Annotated in this window: 14 protein-coding genes; 4 read left to right on the top strand and 10 right to left on the bottom strand. The window is 43.4% G+C overall.

Going from position 1 to position 19,945, the window contains the following annotated elements:
* Positions 1 to 34 precede the first annotated feature (34 nt).
* Positions 35 to 3,703 carry an endo-beta-N-acetylglucosaminidase gene (locus HMPREF1532_RS07535; protein ID WP_005927157.1) on the top strand — a complete coding sequence of 1,223 codons (3,669 nt, stop codon included), beginning with the start codon at positions 35 to 37 and terminating at the stop codon, positions 3,701 to 3,703.
* A gap of 62 nt (positions 3,704 to 3,765) precedes the next feature.
* Here HMPREF1532_RS07535 and HMPREF1532_RS07530 read toward each other — a convergent pair whose 3' ends face one another.
* A complete protein-coding gene (locus HMPREF1532_RS07530) occupies positions 3,766 to 4,344 on the bottom strand; it encodes an RNA polymerase sigma-70 factor (RefSeq protein WP_007479122.1) in 579 nt (192 codons plus the stop codon).
* A gap of 442 nt (positions 4,345 to 4,786) precedes the next feature.
* Between HMPREF1532_RS07530 and HMPREF1532_RS07525 the strand changes: the two genes are divergently transcribed.
* The 3 genes from HMPREF1532_RS07525 to HMPREF1532_RS21760 all read left to right on the top strand — a co-directional run bounded on the left by HMPREF1532_RS07525 (position 4,787) and on the right by HMPREF1532_RS21760 (position 7,009).
* Complete coding sequence (locus HMPREF1532_RS07525) at positions 4,787 to 5,806, top strand: FecR family protein (RefSeq protein ID WP_005927151.1); 1,020 nt, start codon at positions 4,787 to 4,789, stop codon at positions 5,804 to 5,806.
* A gap of 710 nt (positions 5,807 to 6,516) precedes the next feature.
* Positions 6,517 to 6,783, top strand: coding sequence for an SGNH/GDSL hydrolase family protein (locus tag HMPREF1532_RS21765; protein WP_005927148.1), 267 nt, complete (start codon positions 6,517 to 6,519; stop codon positions 6,781 to 6,783).
* The gene (locus HMPREF1532_RS21760; RefSeq protein ID WP_005927146.1) at positions 6,758 to 7,009 is read left to right on the top strand and encodes an SGNH/GDSL hydrolase family protein; all 252 of its coding nucleotides are present in this window, start codon (positions 6,758 to 6,760) and stop codon (positions 7,007 to 7,009) included. Before HMPREF1532_RS21765 ends, HMPREF1532_RS21760 begins: the two co-directional genes overlap by 26 nt.
* A gap of 72 nt (positions 7,010 to 7,081) precedes the next feature.
* On the opposite strand, the gene HMPREF1532_RS07510 is transcribed toward HMPREF1532_RS21760, so the two are convergent.
* The 9 genes from HMPREF1532_RS07510 to HMPREF1532_RS07470 form a co-directional block, all read right to left on the bottom strand.
* A complete protein-coding gene (locus HMPREF1532_RS07510; RefSeq protein WP_005927143.1) occupies positions 7,082 to 7,969 on the bottom strand; it encodes a beta-propeller domain-containing protein in 888 nt (295 codons plus the stop codon).
* A gap of 65 nt (positions 7,970 to 8,034) precedes the next feature.
* On the bottom strand, positions 8,035 to 8,907 hold the full coding sequence (gene lsrF, locus HMPREF1532_RS07505; RefSeq protein WP_005927140.1) for a 3-hydroxy-5-phosphonooxypentane-2,4-dione thiolase: 873 nt from the start codon (positions 8,905 to 8,907) through the stop codon (positions 8,035 to 8,037).
* Between the two features lie 232 nt (positions 8,908 to 9,139).
* The gene (locus HMPREF1532_RS07500) at positions 9,140 to 9,763 is read right to left on the bottom strand and encodes a DAK2 domain-containing protein (protein ID WP_005927136.1); all 624 of its coding nucleotides are present in this window, start codon (positions 9,761 to 9,763) and stop codon (positions 9,140 to 9,142) included.
* A gap of 13 nt (positions 9,764 to 9,776) precedes the next feature.
* A complete protein-coding gene (locus tag HMPREF1532_RS07495) occupies positions 9,777 to 10,793 on the bottom strand; it encodes a dihydroxyacetone kinase subunit DhaK (protein ID WP_005927134.1) in 1,017 nt (338 codons plus the stop codon).
* A 29-nt stretch (positions 10,794 to 10,822) separates the two neighbouring features.
* Positions 10,823 to 11,137: a hypothetical protein gene (locus HMPREF1532_RS07490; protein WP_005927131.1), complete on the bottom strand. Its 315-nt coding sequence runs from the start codon at positions 11,135 to 11,137 to the stop codon at positions 10,823 to 10,825.
* A gap of 286 nt (positions 11,138 to 11,423) precedes the next feature.
* Positions 11,424 to 13,904 carry a cytochrome c biogenesis protein CcsA gene (locus tag HMPREF1532_RS07485; RefSeq protein WP_005927128.1) on the bottom strand — a complete coding sequence of 827 codons (2,481 nt, stop codon included), beginning with the start codon at positions 13,902 to 13,904 and terminating at the stop codon, positions 11,424 to 11,426.
* Positions 13,905 to 13,996: 92 nt separating this feature from the next.
* Entirely contained in the window at positions 13,997 to 17,989 is a 3,993-nt protein-coding gene (locus HMPREF1532_RS07480) for an SUMF1/EgtB/PvdO family nonheme iron enzyme (protein WP_005927125.1), read from the bottom strand.
* A 55-nt stretch (positions 17,990 to 18,044) separates the two neighbouring features.
* A complete protein-coding gene (locus HMPREF1532_RS07475; protein WP_005927123.1) occupies positions 18,045 to 18,782 on the bottom strand; it encodes a cupin domain-containing protein in 738 nt (245 codons plus the stop codon).
* Positions 18,783 to 18,840: 58 nt separating this feature from the next.
* Positions 18,841 to 19,935, bottom strand: a complete 1,095-nt coding sequence (locus tag HMPREF1532_RS07470; protein ID WP_005927121.1) for a chorismate transformation FkbO/Hyg5 family protein — start codon at positions 19,933 to 19,935, stop codon at positions 18,841 to 18,843.
* Positions 19,936 to 19,945: the final 10 nt, after the last annotated feature.

Below are 19,945 nucleotides of genomic sequence, written 5' to 3'. Positions count from 1 at the left end.
AATATTTTAGTTTATCAATTTAATTAAATTAATTATGAAAAACAGGTTTAGTTTATTGTGCAGTGCTGCACTTTTACTGGCATCTTCTGTTTGCGCACAGACGGAAGTGCGGATGGACATGTATGTACCTCTTTTCAACAGTGGGGAATGGTATGACAGTCAGAATTTTGAATCTTGGGAACCCGGACAGAATCCGGAAGAAAACTTCTTTATTTCCCGCGTTCGCCCGCGTGAGCGTTTTGTAAATGAAAAAACACAGGTGTATCCTGCCGAGGATGCTAAAGGAAAGAAGGTACTTTGGTGGATGCCTATCTCTAATGGTGATTGGACATTGAATTTGCCGTCTTATACTATGCGAAACGATATATTCAGTATGTGGTCTTATCTGGATGTACATGGTGGATGGAATCAACCGATGTTGCGTTCTTCCGGTACATTTGGAGATGTTTGCCATAAAAACGGTGTCCGGAATTCCGTGCTTGTGTTCTTTGATTCCGGAAGTACGATTGATTACACCAAGCCGTCACAAAATGCTCCTTCTAAGTTTTTTGCCATGTTGTTTAAAGAAGAAGGCGGAAAGTTTGTGAATGCGGAAAGACTGGTGAAGATGTTCCGTTATTATGGAATTAGTGGTTGGAGCATCAATCCGGAGGTGAGTATGACTCAGGATACGGCAAATAAATTGCAGGACTTCCTGGTTGCTTGTCGTGAGGCTGCTGAAAAATTAGGATGGGGAGATCAGTGGAACTTATGTTGGTATGATTCCATGCTGAACTCCGGTGGTGTTTCTTTTTCTATGAATACTTTGTATTCAAGCAATCAAAACTGGTTTGCTTACCGTGATGATAGGACGAAACAGGTTGCCGATCATTTCTTTTTGAATTATAATCATGGATCCGGCCAGATTACTAATGCGGTGAGAACAGCCAAGTCATTGGGACATAGTCCTTTTGATGTGTATACGGGGCAGCACATCGGAACTCGTGGATTAGGCGATAGCTGGGAATCTATCATGGAGAACGAAATTTCTATCGGTACTTGGGGTGAACATAGCCAAAATAATATTTTCTATAACAGTACGGATAAGGGATCGGCTCCTGAGATTCAGTCGCAGGTGTATACGGAGAAACTGGAAATGTTCTTCAGCGGTGGTAACCGTAATCCGAAAAATACCCCTGAATATATCACGTCGAGAGGAGACCTTTCTTATGCCAATATGCAGAAATTTAATGGTGTAGCTACAAAGGTTGTTGCGCAGAGTACTTTGAATGAATTGCCTTTTGTCACTTATTTTAGCTTGGGTAACGGGCTTTGTAACTATGAAAAAGGGGAGAAATTCAGTGATTTCCAATGGTATAATCTGGGTATGCAGGACTTTATGCCGACTTGGAGATGGTGGGTAATAGACGATAACGGAAACGTACCTGCTGATGCGATAAAATGTGATCTTTCTTATGATGAGGCTTATATGGGAGCTAACAGCTTGAAATTTAGTGGCAAGACTGCTAAATCGAATGTTCGCTTGTTTAAGACTCAGTTTGCGGTGAAAGGTTCTGAAAAAGCGACTTTGGTTTATAAAGTTAAAGAAGGGACGGATGCCAAAATGAAGTTGACATATAGCCTGCAAGGATCGGAAGATCAGTTTAAATCAGTAGTTGTTCCTGTGGCAAAAGCGGGCGAATGGTCTACTGCTACCTGGAAACTGAGTGACTGGGGAATCAATAATGGAGATGTAATTGCTTGCTTGGGAGTAACCATAGAGAATACGGATGAGAAATATGCCGTGAATGTAGGAGAACTTTCAATTGTTGATCCTGCCAAGACATTCAATCCTGTAAAACCGACTATTATAACAGACGGTTATGAGATGCAAATGAATCATTCTGCTTATAATTATGAAACAATCAAACTGATCTGGAAAGCTAAAGACAGCGAAGACCCATGGACTACCGTGTATAATGATGATGTTGATACTTGGTATTATGAAGTAATGGTACGTGAGGACGGAGGTGAACCTAAAATGGTGAACCGTACGACTTCATGGGCAGCCGTAACGGTGGTACAGTTGACTGCTACCAGCAAGACATTTGAAATGGGAGTTCGTGCAGTGGCCCCCGACGGTGTTACCCGTTCGGAAATCGCTTGGCTTGATCAGGTATTCGAACATAAGTATGAATACAAGACGGGTATTGTATTTGACGGTCGTAAAATCGTTCCGGATGAAGAGTTTACTATCTCGTTGGAAGACCCTACAATACCGACTGCTCATTGGATTTTAACAGCAGAAGACGGAACTACTGTCAAGGAAGAAGACGGACAGGCTATTACTGCTTCCTGCCCATCTGTAGGTTTGTATAATCTGAGTGTAAGTTTTGATAATCCGTCACCGGAAGACCCGGATGCCGTATATCAGAAAACATATGACGGGCTGGTGGTTGTTACTCCTGAAGCGACCGGACGCTATCCGAAAGCTGACTTTACTTTTGATGAAGATATCGATATCTCTGAAGGACCTCAGAATGTAACATTTACATTTAACGGTATTAAGGGTGAAGGTTATACTTCCAATGCTATCGACTTGACTGACGGTACTCATTTCTTTGCTGCCGATCCGGCGGTTTTGGGGACTCCTTCTACTATTACTATGGCTGCTTGGGTGAAACCGACTAATCTGGCCGGACAGGTGATGTCTTTGCGTGATTTGGGTACAAACCCGAGTTGGGGATCTACCTGGATTTATCTGGAGAAAGAAAAGACGACCGGTCAAGTACAATTCTGTTTAATGGGACGTGATCGTGGCTCAGACTTTAAGGACATGTTCTCCGGAGTAGAAGTGAAGATCGGAACTTGGTATCATATCGCTATGGTATTGGATAGAGATAATAGAGAAGTTCGTCTGTATGTAAATGGTAAGCGTGTTGCTGAGCAGAGCGTTTCATTTAAAACTTCTTATGATTTGTATTCTTTGGGTACGGAAGGATTCCAGGGATCGATCGATGAGGTTCAGTTCTGGAATAAGGCATTGACTGACGAAGAGATGGCAGTGGCTATGTACGGCTATACTCCGGACAAAGTACCGGCAGGATTACAGGGATATTGGATATTTGAAGACAAGTGTGCTGATAATGACAAGAAATTCCCCAATTTGGGTAAGGCCGGTGAAGAGTTTCCGGGTGGTGTCTTTAAAGGGACGACTATGAACGATAATGATAATCTGACTCCTTCGATTGTTCCGGGTTCTACCTGGCTTTCCGGTAATACTAAAGTGGAAGCTACGTTGACTTGGGACTTCAAGGGAGCTGCTAATGTCGATTTGTCAAATATCGAAGCTCCGGTAGTCACTTATGAAGAAGAAGGAAATTATCCGGCAACATTGACAGTTACAAATGCCTATGGTACGGATGTGAAAGAAGTAACTGTAAAGGTTGAAAAAGGTGGAGTCGGTATTGAAGATATCAATAAAGATTATGTAACGATTACCCCGACGGTATTTACGGATAATGTTGCCGTAGGTCTGATAGATGCAGGTACTTATACTATGACTGTTTACGATTCAAAAGGTATGTTGGTAAAAAGATTACAGAAAGATTGTGTGAATAACGAGACGGTTCATATTGATTTGGATGTAACTTCCGGTATCTATCTGCTGAAAGTCATGAAAAATGATATGATCTTGAAATCAGCTAAAATTATAAAGAAATAAAGAGTTGGTTTAAGTTGATTGTAATGGCTACAAACTGTTGAAAATATGGTTTGTAGCCATTTTTATATAATAGACTGCATTTCTTTTTGTACGACGATGAGGTATAGCAATACGGGCAGGTATTCTTTGAACTCTTTTCTGAGCATATCCATTGTTTTTTGTTTGTATCGGTTGATTGATTTTACGCTTAGGTTTAATTCTTCCGCTATTTCCGCATGAGTCTTTCCTTCAAAGAAATTTTTAGTAAAAACAATGCGGTAGTTTTGAGGGAGTCGCTCTAATGCTTTGAACAGCATATCATAAAGTTCGTTTAAGGTATATACGCTATCTGATTCTGTGGCATAGACAGGTGGTTGCTTTTGGCAGAGTTCATTATAATTCCATTCGTATTCCAAGTGTTTTAAATAGTTGAGACAACTATTGCGTACACATATTTTCAAATATGCGGTTGCGGTATCTTTCTTTAATTCAATAGAGTTTCGTTTATCCCAAAGAGAGGCAAATACATCAGAAACGATATCTTCACAAATAGCCATATCGTTTATGAACCTTTTTGCGTAGATGCAAAAGGGAGCATAATATTCTTCATACAGCTTCCGGAATTCTTTTTCGTCGTTACTTTCGTGTAGGGATATTCTCATTATATACAATTAAAGTTCTTATCGGCTTGATGGCGTTACAAAAATAATAAATACTATTTTCTAAAAGCATGGATTGGATTTGTTTTTTTCAGAAATCAAAAAAAAGTAGGGAAGCTGTCCTACCGGCCGGGTTTCGATTGTAATATCCATGAGTTGAATTTCTCCTGTAGAGTTATGAATCTCTTAATTTTATCTCCAATTTGGCTGTTTATTAACAAATTTATTTTATACTTGCAGTTGTATCTGCCAATAATATGGTAATTTAGCACTTTGTGAATGGGGTTAAAAAAGCGAGAAACTAATAAAAAAGAGGCCTCTCCCCAGCCCTCTCCGTGGGAGAGGGAGCTAAGTTAGTTTTGTAACTAATTAATAGACAATAGTATCTGTACCCCCTCTTCCACGGAGAGGGTTGGGGAGAGGCTTCTAAATAATTTAGAAATAGATGGAATATCAAGATTCGGAATTATTCTTTCGTTACTGTAAAGGCTTGTGTACGGAGGCTGAGAAAGAGAAAGTAGAGGTTTGGCTGAATGAGTCGGAAGAGCACCGGAAACTTTTTCATGATCTTCAGAATGCATTGGCTTTGGGAGATGATATAAAGGCAATGGAAGCAATCGATGTGAAAGCTGCTTATCAGAGAACTCGAAAAGGGATCAGGAAGAAACGGAATAGGCAAATCGGAACTCGACTGATTAAATATGCCGCTTTCTTGACTTTGCCACTGTTCTTATCATCTGTCATATTGGGATATTTATATTTCAATGAGCCGGAGGAAAAAGTGCAATATGTAGATATTACAGCTTCTGTCGGTTCTGTTGTCCGCTATGAATTGCCGGATAATTCGGTCGTTTGGCTGAATTCCGGAAGTACGCTTCGTTATCCTACCGTGTTCCGGGGAGAGGGACGTGAAGTCGATTTGCAAGGTGAGGCTTATTTTGATGTACAAACCGACAAGGAACATCCCTTTTATGTGAATACTCCTTCGGGGATACGTGTATACGTTTATGGCACCCGTTTTAATGTTAGTGCTTATGAAAGTGAAGACTATGTTGAGACGGTCTTGGAGTCCGGCCATGTAAGCGTGTTTATGCCGGTTTACGGGACTTCCGAGACCTTGAATCCGGGTGAACGCCTGCTTTTTGATAAAAAAGCGTTGCAGTTTATGAAATCTAAGGTAGACGTCTCTGAAAAAACGGCCTGGAAGGATGGTAAACTGATTTTTAGAAATACTTCTTTGGATGAGATGCTGAAAAGATTGTCCCGGCATTTTAATGTCGATATTCATTTCAATAATAAATCGGGCAAGAATTACACATTCCGGGCCACATTCAGGAATGAATCGTTGTTTCAGATACTTGATTATTTGAGTAAATCGGTGTCGATGAAATGGAATGTGGAGGATCCTGTACAGTTATCCGACGGAACATTTACCAAGAGAAAGGTAATTGTAGATTTGTATTAAAAGTTTTGTGAGTGCTTGTTGCCGGGAGGTAATAGGCACTTTCTTTTTTCACTTTATCTTTATTTTACGCTTGGATGTTCTTTTCTAATCATTAGTCTCTCTATTTTGTTTAAACTTATGGACGACCGTTTGTTTTCTCTACGGGAAACGGCCCGAAACTCGTAGAGAATCGGGTTGTTCCTCGTAGAGTTTCGACCCGTTTCCCGTAGAGAAAAAATAGTGTTATATAATTGCTTGATATATAGCTTTTTATAGGGCTTGCTGTTTGTCGTTTATTTTTGGTGTTTCAGAACCCTGTTATATCTTTCAGCTCTTGATATTATGTATCTGAAATGGGTGTGATTTACGGATATTATCGTATGATTTCTCTATGCACTTCTTCCCCTTTTTTATAGATCGTTGTAATAAAAAATATTTGTTTATTGTCTTTGTGCATTTGAAGTTTGTCTTTTTAAATTATGGATACTTTATTGATCGTATTTGAGAGAATGTTGATATTGGTTTTATCAATAGTTTCTTATTTTTGTGACGATCAAGGTGATCTTTGCTGTTTGTGAAAAAACATTGATCGGTTTATGTCTATCGGAATATAATTTTTGTACTTTTACAAAAATATTAAATGAGGATGCCAAAGATTGTTTTTGATGTATCATGAACAGAATCTGATAAAAGGAATAAACGTTAAACCGAATTATAAATTACTGATAACAATGAGATTAAAATTCATTTTGAATTTATGGATGTTCTTGTTTCTGAGTACGAATCTGTTTTCCCAGAAGACGGCTGTAAAAGTGGCTTGTATAGGAAACAGTATAACTTATGGAGCATTTATTGCCAATCGCGATCAAAACTCTTATCCGGCACAACTGCAAGCTTATTTAGGTGATGGTTATGAGGTCAGAAATTATGGGGTATCGGGCAGAACCCTTCTTACTCAAGGAGATTATCCTTATGTTAAAAACGAAAGAGTACATTGAATCACAAAATTTTCAACCGGATATTGTATTGATAAAATTGGGAACTAATGATACGAAGCCGCAAAATTGGAAATATAAAGATGAGTTCATGGCGGATTATCAACATCTGATAGATAGTTATAAGGCTTTGAATTCTCATCCACGAATTATATTACTGACTCCTATACGTTGTTTCTTGCCGGAAGGATCTTCGATCAATGCAGCATTAATAGAGAATCTTCTATGAAATAAGATTCCCAATAAAGCAAATGTGCCACCGGAAATATACCGTATTGGCACATATGCTTTCTTTAGGAAATCAGTTTATGATACTGACAGTGGATATCATCCCGAATGTCCGGTTATCATTCAAACTCCATACAATTTCTCCTTTATGGTTTATTTCGAAAAGCTGCGGACTGTTTGCTTCGTTGGCATCATGACTGTGCCCTTGCCAATTGCAGATGTAAAGGCTTCCATCGGAGCCTTTGCATAAGCCGGCAGTGAAGAAGAGACGGACTCCTTTAATATCGTTCTCGCTATACCGGCGGATGACTTGACGGCTATCCGGATTGACTTCTACCAATGCGTGTCCGTCACCGCAGGCTATCCAGTAATTTCCGTTAACTGATTCCAAGGTTGTGAAAGGAGTACCTTCTGTTTTTAAAGTGCTGATCAGTTTACCGTCCGGAGATATTTCCCGCACTTCGGAAGTGGATATAAGCGGGATAAGATAGTTTCCACGTGGATTTTTATTCAATTGGCGGAACTGGGAGTGGGGATGGTCGATCCCTGTTTCGTATTCTGTACGCGATAGAATTTTACCTTTCGGGCTTACTTCCATGATCACAGCCGGATGTCCTGTCCATGCCAACAGATAATTGCCGTCGGATAGTACACGGGCTGTTTGCATCTCACATCCGTCCGGTACGGTGATATTCCATATTTCCTGATGGTTGCGGTTGATCGTTTTGGCACCCTTGCCGTAGGAGAACAAGATGTTGCCGTCCGGTGTAGCGGCTACTGAATTGCACTCCCATCCTTCTTGTAGGGGATGTTCCCACTCTATTTGCTTCGATTCTTTGTCTATGATGACAATCTTATTCCAACCGGAACCACCTAACAGTAGTTTTTCCGTTTTATTCTGTCCGGAAGTGTTGGAAATAAGAAAAAAGATGAAATATAAAAATATAGATATTTTCTTCATCATGCATGTGTGTTAATAGAAAATTGGGAACCTGTCTGACTTGGTTCCCAATTCTGAATTTTTCGTTATTTAGATAAATCCTGGAACATTTCAAAACCTTGTTCCGGAGTAAGTCCGTCGTGTACCACGGCATGTACTGCTTGAATCATGGCAGCAGGAGATTCGCTTTGGAATACGTTGCGTCCCATGTCTACACCGGCAGCGCCATCGTTAATAGCGTGATAGCAAAGTTCGAGAGCTTCTTTCTCCGGAAGTTTCTTACCACCTGCAATAACGACCGGAACCGGACAAGCGGCTGCTACTTTTTCAAAACCGTCGCAATAGTAGGTCTTTACGATATTAGCACCGTTTTCGGCACAGATACGTGAAGCCAGTCCGAAATAACGGGCATCACGCGCCATCTGCTTCCCTACTGCCGTTACTCCCATTACGGGAATATTGTAACGGCTTGCTTTGTCGACTGCTTTGTACAGGTTAGCTACTGTTTTTGCTTCGTGGGCCTCATCACCGATGGCCAGCATGACAGCCATAGCCGATACATTCATGCGGACAGCATCTTCGATATCGATTAATACATTGTCGTTCAAATCAGTCAGAATAGAGGTGCCCGCATCAGAACGCAGACAGATAGGTGTCTTTGTGTTAGCCGGGATAACGGATTGCAAGATACCTCGGGTACACATCAGACAGTCTGCATATTCCATTAACGGAACAATTGTCAGGTCGATACGTTCCAGACCGGAAGTAGGGCCCATGATGAATCCGTGGTCGCAAGCCAACATAACGGATTTACCTGTTTTCGGGTTGAAGATGCGTGATAAACGGTCTTTCATACCCCATGATGCATTTTCTGCACCTTTCACATGAAAATGTTGTTGTTGAGCGGCGATATTCAAACCGAAGTTTGAGCCTTCTCTTAAATCGTCTAAATCTGCCATTTTATTTTGTTATTATTGAATGATAATTTAGTAGTAAGTAGTTAAGTAGTAAGTAGTCAAGTAGTAAGTAGTTAAGTAGAATAGATTTGCATCTGAAGTTTATACTTAATGATTTAATTATCTACTACTGTTGCTTGCTACATGCAATTTTATTACTTGCTTTTTTATACTTGACTATCTACTACTTACTATTTGACTACTTAACTACTTGACTACTTAACTACTAAATAAATTACTTTTCTTTAGCTGCTTCTGCAAAGGAAGCGAACATACAACTCCAGGAAGCGGCACCGCTATCCATGTAACCGATGGAACGTTCTCCATAATTACGGGCACGTCCGAAATTTGCTTTCAGATCGATGGTGGACTGGGCACCGGCCAATGCTGCTTCGGCTCCTGCGTTCAAGACGTCCTTGATATCTTCGGAAGGACAATTCTGAATAGCTTCGACAGCGGGTATCAGAGCATCCATCATTGTTTTGTCACCTTTCTGGGCTTTGGTTTGCTTCTGCACATTGGCAAGGCCTCCGGCAAACATCACTTTTACGGCATTGGTATCTAACTCGGTACCACTTGCATGGTCGCTCATCCCTAAGAAGAAAGCCCCTAATAACGTGCTGGTCGAGCCGCTTACTTGCATCATGACATCGAATCCCATGTCGTTCAGCATCGTTTTGAACTCTTTCCCTTTTTCGGCCGTGGCAACGATTGCACTCATAGCTGTTACGATGGCTTGTCCATGATCACCGTCACCAATGACGGCATCGAGTTTGGAAAATTCATCCTCGCGTGCTTTAATGTTGGATAAAGCAGTGGCAAGCATTGTTTTAAAATTATCAATGGTCAGTTGTGTCATTTCCTTTGTTGTTTTATTTTCCGATGGTAGTCCAGTAAGGTGCATCGGAACGTTTGTTCTTCAAATAATCGATATGATCTTCATCGAGGATAGCCATGATCATCTGGAAACCGGCTTGCTCCTGTACAGTTAGTATTTCCTGTATGCGGCTGACTACGACTTGCAGTCCGCGGGCTTCCAACTCTTTATAGGCTTTACGGAAGATAATATTCAGTTCCATGTGAGTTGTAGCGCCTACACCATTGATGATGAGCATCATCTTGTCTCCTGCTTTGGGTTTGAGCTGCTGACAGAGCAGGTCTACCATTTCGGCTGCCGTATCATCGGCGGATACAAGCGGTTTTTGGCCGCCACCGCCTTCGCCATGCTGCCCCATACCGATTTCCATAATACCTTCGGGCAGGTCGGTAATGGTTGCCCCATTTTGCGGATGTGTGCAGGAATGCATTGCTACGGCAAGGGTAGCTACTTGATTGTTGTAGCGTTCGCCGATTTCGATAAGTTCGTCCAAAGATTTACCTTCTTCGGCTGCGGCTCCTACTATTTTATATAAAGGGACACAACCGGCCAAACCACGGCGATCATCGGTATTTGCATCGATTCCTGCGCTGATATCGTCATGGGTGACGATTTGTTTCACTTTGATACCCGCCCGTTCTGCTAACTGGCATGCCATGTTGGCACTCATGATATCACCGGAATGATTCAGTACGACTAACAGGATACCGGCTTCACGTTTCATTAACTGCAAGGCCTGAAACAGACGTTGTGCGCCGGGAGCTGCGAAGATATCTCCAACTACCGAGCAGTCCAGCATACCTTCGCCTACAAAACCGCTTAACGCCGGTTCGTGGCCGGAGCCGCCTAATGTGACGATAGCTACTTTGCTTTCATCTTTCGGGTGGGTGCGTACTACGATGTTTTCACCTGCGAGTTTTACCTGATCGGCATAGGCTAATGTGTAGCCTTCCAACAATTCGGGAGTTATTTGTTCCGGATCGTTGATGAATTTTGTTTTGATGTCTGACATGGTATTGTCCTCCTTTTTTTGATTAGTTCTTATTTGATTTCCATTATTTCGATCGCAATGCCTTCTTCTTCAATGAAAGCAATCGTGAGATGTTCATCGCAAACAGCCGGACCGAAGATCACCTTTTTCCCTTTCAATTCTTCTTCAAGTGAAGGAACTGTATAAGCAATATGTCCTTGTTTCTGTACGAGTTCGGGCATACAACTGCCTTCTTCGAATTTTAAAAACTCGATTCTGTTCGGACTTTTACTGTAGTCTGTCAGCCATACGCTGAGACCTTCGTTAAAGAAAGCATTTTCTTTTTGTTCGGTTGTGACGATACCTACATGGTTGAATGTTCTCATAATTGATTTGTTTTAAATGGTTATTTTTTCTAAGTGATTGGATTTAGTAGTTAAGTGATTTAGTAGTTAAGTAGTCAAGTAGTCAAGTAGTTAAGTAGTCAAGTAGGATAGATTCCGTGTCTGGGAATTCTATTCTACGATTTGATTGTCTTCTATCTACTTTTTACTGCTTACTGTCTACTCCCTAACTACTCATTATTTATTACTTACTTGACTGTCATTTCACTTACTACTTTATTATTTGCTATACTATTTTCTACTCACTACTTACTACTTAACTACTTGACTACTTATCATACTTCCTCCTCCTTTCCGGATTCTTTTTCCAGCTTCTATAAGACAGCATAGCCAGAACAATGATGATTCCGAAAGCTAAGTACAGATATATAAGTATGTTGTTTACATGTTCATTTTGGCCGTAAGAATGCATACCGCTCAAGAAATAGTTAACTCCCAAAAAAGTCATCAGGACGGAAGAAAAGGCGATGACCGATGTGACATTGAATAACCAGAGGGAGTTACAGCGCTTAATCAGATGGAGGTGGGTGACGATGGCATAGATAACCATTGTAATTAATGCCCAAGTCTCTTTAGGATCCCATCCCCAATAACGTCCCCAGGATTCATTGGCCCAGACTGCTCCTAAAAAGGTACCGATGGCCATCAGGGCAAGCCCTACCAGTAGTGACATTTCATTGATGATACTGAGCCCCTTGATACGGTTGATCAACGGATTGTTATCCTCTTTTCCGGCAAAAACAATCATTATCATATTCGTCAGGCCCATTAGGCAACTGATACCGAAGAAACCGTAAGCAGCGACGATGATGGCCACATGAAACATCAACCACGGAGATTTAAGGACAGGAACCAGCGTACTGATTTCCGGGTCCATCCAGTTCAGACCGGATACAAAAAGAATGATCCCGCCGAATAGAGTGGCCAGTGCAAGAGTCAGGGGATTGCGGCGTACAAACAACAAACCGGCAAGGACGGTAGCCCAAGCCACATATACCATAGTCTCATAAGAGTTACTCCAAGGAGCGTATCCGCCTATGTACCACCGCATACCCATGCCATACATGTGATAATGAAAAACGATCAGAACCAGAATACCCAATATCCAGATCAGTGTTTTTGTCCAACGTTTTTCCCGGAACTGGAACTGGGCAATGAATGTGAAGATTAGCAATAAACCGCCCAGAACCAGATAGCCGATTTTGCAAGCCCTGAACACATCCATCCGGTTGTATTTTAATTCTGATTGTATCTTTTTAGGACTGATATCGAGTGTCTTGTTCTTGGCTTGCTGATAGGTATTGATCATGCCGGCCACTTCATCAGCCTTTGTCCAATCATTACTTCTCAGCGATTCCTGCACTTCTTCCAGATACCAGTCCATGATGCGGGATACGAACATGGAATCTTTTCCGGCAAAAGCGGACAAGTCATCTCCCGGAGCATACCACTTATGATTGGGGTCATTCTCCAATGGAAAGAGGTTCAACATTTGGCGGTTGATGAGTTGGTGAAAGATATTGATCTGCTCATCCAGTTTCATCAGGTCTTTATCGAAACGCGTGCGTTGGTTCGGCATTTTATTATAAGCCTCTTCTAACTTTTCTTGCAGTTTGTAGTGGCCGTTGTCAAAGAACTGTATGTATGCACATTGTTTGGCAGACAGGTTATAATAACTTGTCAACTCCGGATTGGAAACGGTGATGAAGGGAATTTGCATCCATATATCCGGCATTATCAACAAACTGATCAGGAACTGATCGGAGTTGAGACCGCCGATCTTTTCCGACTTATGCAGTTTCCGCAGTACTTGAGACGAAAAAGTATTGATTGGCATCACTCGCCCGCTATTCGATTGCATCGGTAAGGAACCGAACACTTCGGCATGCCCCGGATTTACCATATATTTTTGTACAATCTCCCATCTTCCATCTCTTGTCTCTCGCCTTCCATCGTTTGCTTGGCTGTTTACGGGGAATGCGAGAATCATCATTAGTAAACATGCGATGATATTTCCGGCATTGTGAAGTTCTTTCAGCCGGCGACTCAGATGCATGAAACGGGAATTCTTGCCGGTAAAGCAAAGGAGCAGCCCGATGACCAGCAGAAGATAGCCGGTATAAGTAATGTTGCGTCCTGCCACGTCACGGTTGACGGAAAGGATTGTTCCTTGTTCATCCGGATCATAGGATGCTTGGAAGAACCGGTAACCTTTCACATCCAACACGTTATTCATGAAGATTCGTTCCGGACGGGATTTGCCGTCTACGTGTACAATGACTTCACTTTCATAGGAAGAAGGGCTGGATGAACCGGGGTAACGGGTCAGTGTAAATTTCTTTAGCTCCACTGAAAAAGGGAGGATATGGATACCGGTCCTGTCGTCGGAGGTCCGGACGGCGATTTGGTTACTTGTTTCTCCTTCACGAAGATGCAGGATACCTTCTTCGCTGAATAAAAAGGAAATAAGCGCACCGAGCAGGATGATGATAAAAGCAAAATGAACAGTCAGCATACCCCATTTCCTGCTTTTGAGATAGGAACGTTTTATGACGATTGCCAGAAAGTTGATGACTAACAGCAATTGAAGCAGGAAGAATAGGGGAGAATAGTAGACCATTGTTTTGGCTGTCGGCGTACCGTAATATTTCTCAATGAAAGTAGCGGCAGCCAGGGCAACAGCATAGATAAGTAACAAAACGACCGTTGTTACATAAGAAGAGAGTAATTTATTAAAGGTTACTTTCATTGGGTTGTCAATTGAATAATAAATAAGAGTTTTAATGTACCCACATGCCAATTGGCATATGGGTACATAGGTTTGGTTTGGTATTGCAACGGTTAGTCTTCTATGATTACACGGAACCCTACATTGAACACCCGTTGATGCGGATAGTAGGCTTTACGGACATAAGAAGTCGCGAATTTGGGACGCTCTATGTACGAACCGCCCCGTACTACCTTAAACTCGGAAGGTGTTTTCGCCTTTTCGGTATAAGGGTAAGGACGGTAGTCCGAACGTGTCCACTCGGCGATATTTCCATGCATGCTGTACAGACCGAAGGGGTTTGCCTGATAATTCTTGGAATCGACCTGGTTCATGGCTCCATCATTCACACTCTCTTCTTTAGGCAGATAAGAGTAATACTTATACCAATGTGAGTTTTTCGACATCGGCTGCGGGTCAATGCCGCTTACGGCCATCTGGTTACAACTTTCATCCGCCAGATTTTCCAGTTTGCCGAAATCGGTATTGGAATTACCATACCAGAAATCCGAGTCGCTTCCGGCGCGGCAAGCCCATTCCCATTGTGCCTCTGTCGGCAGTGTGATGTTCAGACCGGTCTTCTCGCTCAGCTGTTTACAGTACTCCATTGCATCATTGTAGCTGACACGGATTACCGGTTGTTTCGGCTCATTGGCCGGGTAACCGAAGTGTACGTGGTCTTTCCATAATTGATCTACATACCGGCTGTCATGATCGGGGAAGATGACATTGTATTGTTCATTGGTAATTTCCACTTCACCCATCCAGAATCCTTTGGCGATTTTTACTTTAGACACAGGACGGTTGTCATCGGCGCCGTTCCAGCTACCCATCGGGAATTCTCCTGCGGGAATACGTACAAATGTGATTTGGATGCCCGGAGCCAATGTCACCTCTTTGCGGGTCTCTTTTTCATCGGCCAGCATGGCTCTGATTGCATCTGCATCGAAAGGCCAGTTTTTCACCTTTATATTCTTTTCTTTCACAGGTGCAGGAGCTTCCGGCATGACAGGAGTTATCTCTCCCTTGCCCTTCAGATAAGCCGCATAGTCTGCAATTTCCTTCTTCCAGTCTACTCCCATGCCATTGGCATATTTGTTGGTAAGCTCTGTACGGCGTTCAATCTGGTCGTAACCTTGGTAGGGGAAATCGGTAATCTTGTTGGCATTGAAATAGCCCTTGTCCGGAGCATTATAATCAATCCAATTGTACAACGTCCGCCACTCTTTATCGGTCAGTTCTACGTTGGCATGTCCTTTTTTAAGGATACGGATCAGTTCACTGGTGTTTGCATGATATTCGTACGGTTGCAAAACAGCCATGTCGGCTTCCGGGCCTTGGCGGTGCACATACGGGTGCAGATTCAGATAAGAAGGGCCGTAGCCGTGTTCATCTTTCTTTCCGGCACGAAGGTCGAATGCTTTTTCACCGTTGTGGCAGGCGATACAGGCACGGTCGAGGATCGGTTGTACTTCCAAGTCGAAAGTGAACGAGCGAACGCCACCTTCGGGTGCTTTGATGGAATGAGCGGCACGTTGAGAAGCAATCACGCGTTTGGGTACGGGGATTTGGTTCTGGTCTTCGTGGCATCCGATACAGGATACGATCTCACCTGGTTGTCCGGTCAGCCAGCTACGCATCCATTGGATGGCGGCACCGTCTTTGTCGACCGGTTGTATGGATATAGGCGTATTGGCCGGTATCTTGAAAATCACCGAACCGTCTTCTTCCACGGGCACGGTTCCCAACTGGCGCTTGATATCCCATCCGCTTTGAATCCCGTGCCAGTTGTGGTCGGATACGGTTTTCAGATAGGCGTATTCGTAGGCATGCAGACGGAGTTCTTTCACGGTTCCGCGAGGTACGTCACGCAGGCCTTCTCCTTCGTAAATGTCCTGGATAAATACGGTTGCTTCCTTTTCATTCAGTTTCACACGATCCGGAATGGCGGGCGGAGTAACATTTTTACGTACGATGATCGGGCTGATAAAGCCTTCACCTTCCTGTTTCATCAGGCAAGTCACATTGTCGAACACATCTACCAAATAGATGCCCCATAAATCCTGTGGATTCAGTTTGGCGGCTACCAAGTAGTATTTATCGTCCAACGGAGTCGGTTTGATGAACTGCGGCCATACGCCGTTTACCAGTTCGTCTTTTATGATCTCTACGATCGGACGGTTACGATACGGAATCTCTTGCAACATACCTGCCGCACCTTTACGTGCTTTGGTCGGATCGAACAGTATCAGGCGGCCGGAGCGGGCAATGCCGTGGTGACCGGAAATGATACCTACGAAAGCCGATGCATGACCGGGAAGAGGCTGGATGTCGAATGTGCTGTTCGGGAAGGCGGAGCCGCTTCCGAAGAGGGCTTTCTGTTCTGTGCCGTCCGGATTCATGTGCATCACGAAACGGGAGTAGTAGTGCATCAGGTCGGTATATTCCCAGCGTGTATACATTACACGTCCATTATTCATAACAACCGGATTCCAGTTGGCATCTTGGTCAAATGTGATGCGGCGCATATCCTGATTTTGGGGATTGTACAGAACCATGTTACCTACCGGGTCGGAACCACTGACGCAGGGAACTCCTTGGTAACCAATGTTGCTGATGGCAATCAGACGACCGTCGGGCAGATAAGTACCGTCATAGAATTCCAGGTCCGGTTCTTTGTTTTCGACTAATGTTTTGTAACCGGTTCCATCGAGTTTTACCTCATGTATGTTCCAGCGGTTGTCCGGCATGGTTGCGGTAAACATTACCCGGTCACCGTCCCAGTGCATTTTAAGGTCGGCAATGGATGAAGTGTTTTTCGGTTTATAGACCCGGTGCATCTGGATGTCACCGCGCAAATTGGATAATTCGACAATTTCCGCGTCGAAGCCGCTACGGCGGGCAGACTCCTGATTGCTCCAGTTATTGGATTGCGTACCTAAATCCGGTGCCATGGCCGTGCGGGCACGTGTACCTAACTTGAAACGGGTAGCTACAATTTTGTCACCATCCAACAGAGGATTGCCGAGCAGGATGGCCTGTTTGTTCTCTAATGCCTTGCGGGCATCTGCCAACGCCTGTGCGTTGTTTTGATAAATGGCGTTAAACCCTTTTTTAGAAAGGCTCAGCAGTTCATTGAATAGAGGTTCGTACTTTGCGGCATCGTACCCCTGTTGTTTTTTCATGTCGGCAAAAGCCAGTTTGATGGCTTCTATGTTGAGCCATTCCAGTTCGCTCTGTACCTCGTAGACATTTTGTATCTTCTCAAATAATTCGAGGTATTTACGTATCTGTGTGTCTATGTCTTTTTCTACTGCTACCTGCCGGATCAGGTCTTTGAAGTAAGCACTGTCTTTCAGCTTGTTGGCCATACCTTCTACTACCTGTTTTTCAATAGACGCATCAACAGTGACTAACCAAGTATCCAGTTCTCCCATTTGGCTGTTCAGCATTCCTATCTGGTCCGGATATTTCTCGGATAACTGTTTGGCAGCAGCCGTAGGCAGTACGTTCAATGCATGAAAAAATACACTGCCGGTATTTGAGGCATCGTCGATTCCTACTTCTGCTTCGAAACGTACATATTCGCTTTTGACCGGATAGATAAGTGTGCCGTTGGCATGGCAGAACATTCCGTGTTCGTAAGGTTTGCCTGCAATCCGGATCGGTTTGCCATTGGCATTTATGTTGGTTCTGGGTTTGTCCCAACCGGCTACACCGTATTCAAACGGTATCTGATCCAACCAGACGGAAGAACCGTCGGCTGTAATAAAGCGAGCGTTTCCCCATACGGCATGGTCATACCCGGTACCGTCGGGACCACCGGAGGTAATGAGTATGAGTTGGTTACAGTTTTTCAAGTCTACTACGAAAGGTTCGGCTTTATCTTTCGCTTTCATCCATTTGGATATGACGGGCATTCCCGCCTTTTGCAATTGCGAGCGTAATTCGGATTTCGCTTTCACTGAAGCGTCGATCCACGTCTCCGCTTTCTTGGGCTTCGGCCCGGCAAAGGCCAGGGCGGAAGCCGATAAGAATGCAAGAGCTATTAGCAAAGATTTATTCATGGAGTTGATAATAAGGTGTTGCTATTTTCTTGTTTTATAATGCAGCTTTGGATATTTATAACGCGGCTTTGGCATTGGTGAAACGCAATCCGGCATTGTCATGATAGGTAGCCCATTCGGAAACGATTGCTCCTTCGGGGCCGGCCATCAGGAAGTGGAAAGTAGTCAGTTGTTTCAACGGCAATACTTCACCTACTTGCTGTATTACGAAATTCTTGCTTTTGATAGGGCCGTGAGTAGCCGGTATGGCGGGTGCATTCGGAGTTTCTTCTCCAATTTCCGAGAAGTTGTAAGCCCATCCTTTTTCAACCATCCATGATTCGTGCTTGGCGGGGAACTTGGTGGCAACGTGCGCGTGCTCGGGGATCATTTGGCCGGGGAGCAGATAAATGGCGTGTGCAAAATATCTTTGTTCTTCATTGTTCACCCAAAAGATGCCTCCCATACCTACATTTTCAAAGTCTCCCAATCCGAAATCAGTGACCCACATATCGGTCGCCATCAATTTAGTGAAAGGAACATCATAGAATGCGAACATGTCTTTCATTGCCTCCATGGCAACATTTTGTTGGAATTTGCCGTCTTTGTAGAAATCGGCATTTGTGTACTTTTTGGAATAAGTCATTTCTTTTTTGTTTTTACAGTTGTTGTTATTACATTCGTTTTTGCATTGTTCGGTGCATGTTCCGTTTTCGCAACAGGTGGTTTCTGAATTGGATGTTTTGCCGGTACATGCAGCCATAGCGAGTATAACTACTCCTAAGGCTACTGATTTTGTTAGCTTTCTCTTCATTTTTGTTTATTTATTAGGTTAGTGATTTTGCTGTGGTGTAATCTGGAGGAATTGGGTTTTATTTTATGGCAATCCCTTCTATTTCGATTAATAACTCATCTCTACATACATCTGCACACATATAAGAGACAGGAATGGCCAGTTGATAACTGCTTAATACTTCGTACGCTTCCTTATAGTCGGATTTGTTTTTCAGATAGACGCGCAGCATTTTCAGTTGTGCATCTCCGGTCAGTTGGGCTATATTCTCCATTGTGATGTGAAGCTGCCGTTCGAGACCGACTCCGGTCAGGCTCTCTTCTCCCCGGATAGCGGCTGTACCCGATACGTAGATAAGTTTTCTGTCGTCGAACGTCATACTTTTGGCACGTTCGAACTTGGGTGTCGTCTTTTGTTGTTGGGCGGTTTCCAATACTTGCGGCGAGTAGGCATGGGCGGCAATCTGCAATTTGTTGTCGATCGGGGTAGCAAAGCAGGCAGGGCGTGTGAATACGGCGGCATCGATATCTACCAGAACACCGCCTAAGTTTGTCCCGATTCCGGTGGCTGCCGGATAACCGTTCGTCCATACTGCCTGATTGTAGAAATTGCTGCGTACGTTGTTGAACATTTGATAATGCTGGTCGGCACCGTCAAAACTGGTAATTTGTTCGATATAGTTCCATTGCCGGATGATATTTTCGATGGGGAAGTTCTCTTTGTGCAGAACCTCGCTTGCCAGGCGGAAGATTTCAACGGCCTGTTGTTGGATATTAAAATCCAGTATGTCGCTGTGAAAACCACCGGCAAAAAGAAAACGGCCGTCTGCATTCTCCAGCGTGACATATGGAAAACCTTTGTTGGGATGATAAGTGATGTGGTCATTTTCATCCGCCCGGTAGCTGTGTACCTCCAAAGTGAGGGCACCGTCCAACGCCGGTTGTGATACATAACTCATTACAGGCAGACGATCTTCATAACGTTGCTGTATCTTATTCCACAGGATGCTACGTCGTGTGACATATTCTTCATTGTTTGCCGGAGTACCGAAGAATACCAGTCTGAATATGGACTCGTCTTTCGGTAATTGCGCCAATAAGGTGTCTGCCATCGTTGTAAAATCTGCTACTTCGGTGGTATATATGTTATACCGTATTTTTTCGCAATAGTTCATGTTTTCCAGT

Origin of the sequence: Bacteroides salyersiae WAL 10018 = DSM 18765 = JCM 12988 (genome assembly GCF_000381365.1) — a bacterium.
Lineage (GTDB): Bacteria > Bacteroidota > Bacteroidia > Bacteroidales > Bacteroidaceae > Bacteroides > Bacteroides salyersiae.
This window is presented reverse-complemented; position numbering and strand designations above follow the sequence as displayed.

Excerpts from the sequence above, each read along its gene's own strand:
- HMPREF1532_RS07535 (WP_005927157.1), top strand. The coding sequence starts at position 35 with ATGAAAAACAGGTTTAGTTTATTGTGCAGTGCTGCACTTTTACTGGCA.
- HMPREF1532_RS07530 (WP_007479122.1), bottom strand. The coding sequence starts at position 4,344 with ATGAGAATATCCCTACACGAAAGTAACGACGAAAAAGAATTCCGGAAG.
- HMPREF1532_RS07525 (WP_005927151.1), top strand. The coding sequence starts at position 4,787 with ATGGAATATCAAGATTCGGAATTATTCTTTCGTTACTGTAAAGGCTTG.
- HMPREF1532_RS21765 (WP_005927148.1), top strand. The coding sequence starts at position 6,517 with ATGAGATTAAAATTCATTTTGAATTTATGGATGTTCTTGTTTCTGAGT.
- HMPREF1532_RS21760 (WP_005927146.1), top strand. The coding sequence starts at position 6,758 with ATGTTAAAAACGAAAGAGTACATTGAATCACAAAATTTTCAACCGGAT.
- HMPREF1532_RS07510 (WP_005927143.1), bottom strand. The coding sequence starts at position 7,969 with ATGAAGAAAATATCTATATTTTTATATTTCATCTTTTTTCTTATTTCC.
- lsrF (WP_005927140.1), bottom strand. The coding sequence starts at position 8,907 with ATGGCAGATTTAGACGATTTAAGAGAAGGCTCAAACTTCGGTTTGAAT.
- HMPREF1532_RS07500 (WP_005927136.1), bottom strand. The coding sequence starts at position 9,763 with ATGACACAACTGACCATTGATAATTTTAAAACAATGCTTGCCACTGCT.
- HMPREF1532_RS07495 (WP_005927134.1), bottom strand. The coding sequence starts at position 10,793 with ATGTCAGACATCAAAACAAAATTCATCAACGATCCGGAACAAATAACT.
- HMPREF1532_RS07490 (WP_005927131.1), bottom strand. The coding sequence starts at position 11,137 with ATGAGAACATTCAACCATGTAGGTATCGTCACAACCGAACAAAAAGAA.
- HMPREF1532_RS07485 (WP_005927128.1), bottom strand. The coding sequence starts at position 13,904 with ATGAAAGTAACCTTTAATAAATTACTCTCTTCTTATGTAACAACGGTC.
- HMPREF1532_RS07480 (WP_005927125.1), bottom strand. The coding sequence starts at position 17,989 with ATGAATAAATCTTTGCTAATAGCTCTTGCATTCTTATCGGCTTCCGCC.
- HMPREF1532_RS07475 (WP_005927123.1), bottom strand. The coding sequence starts at position 18,782 with ATGAAGAGAAAGCTAACAAAATCAGTAGCCTTAGGAGTAGTTATACTC.
- HMPREF1532_RS07470 (WP_005927121.1), bottom strand. The coding sequence starts at position 19,935 with ATGAACTATTGCGAAAAAATACGGTATAACATATATACCACCGAAGTA.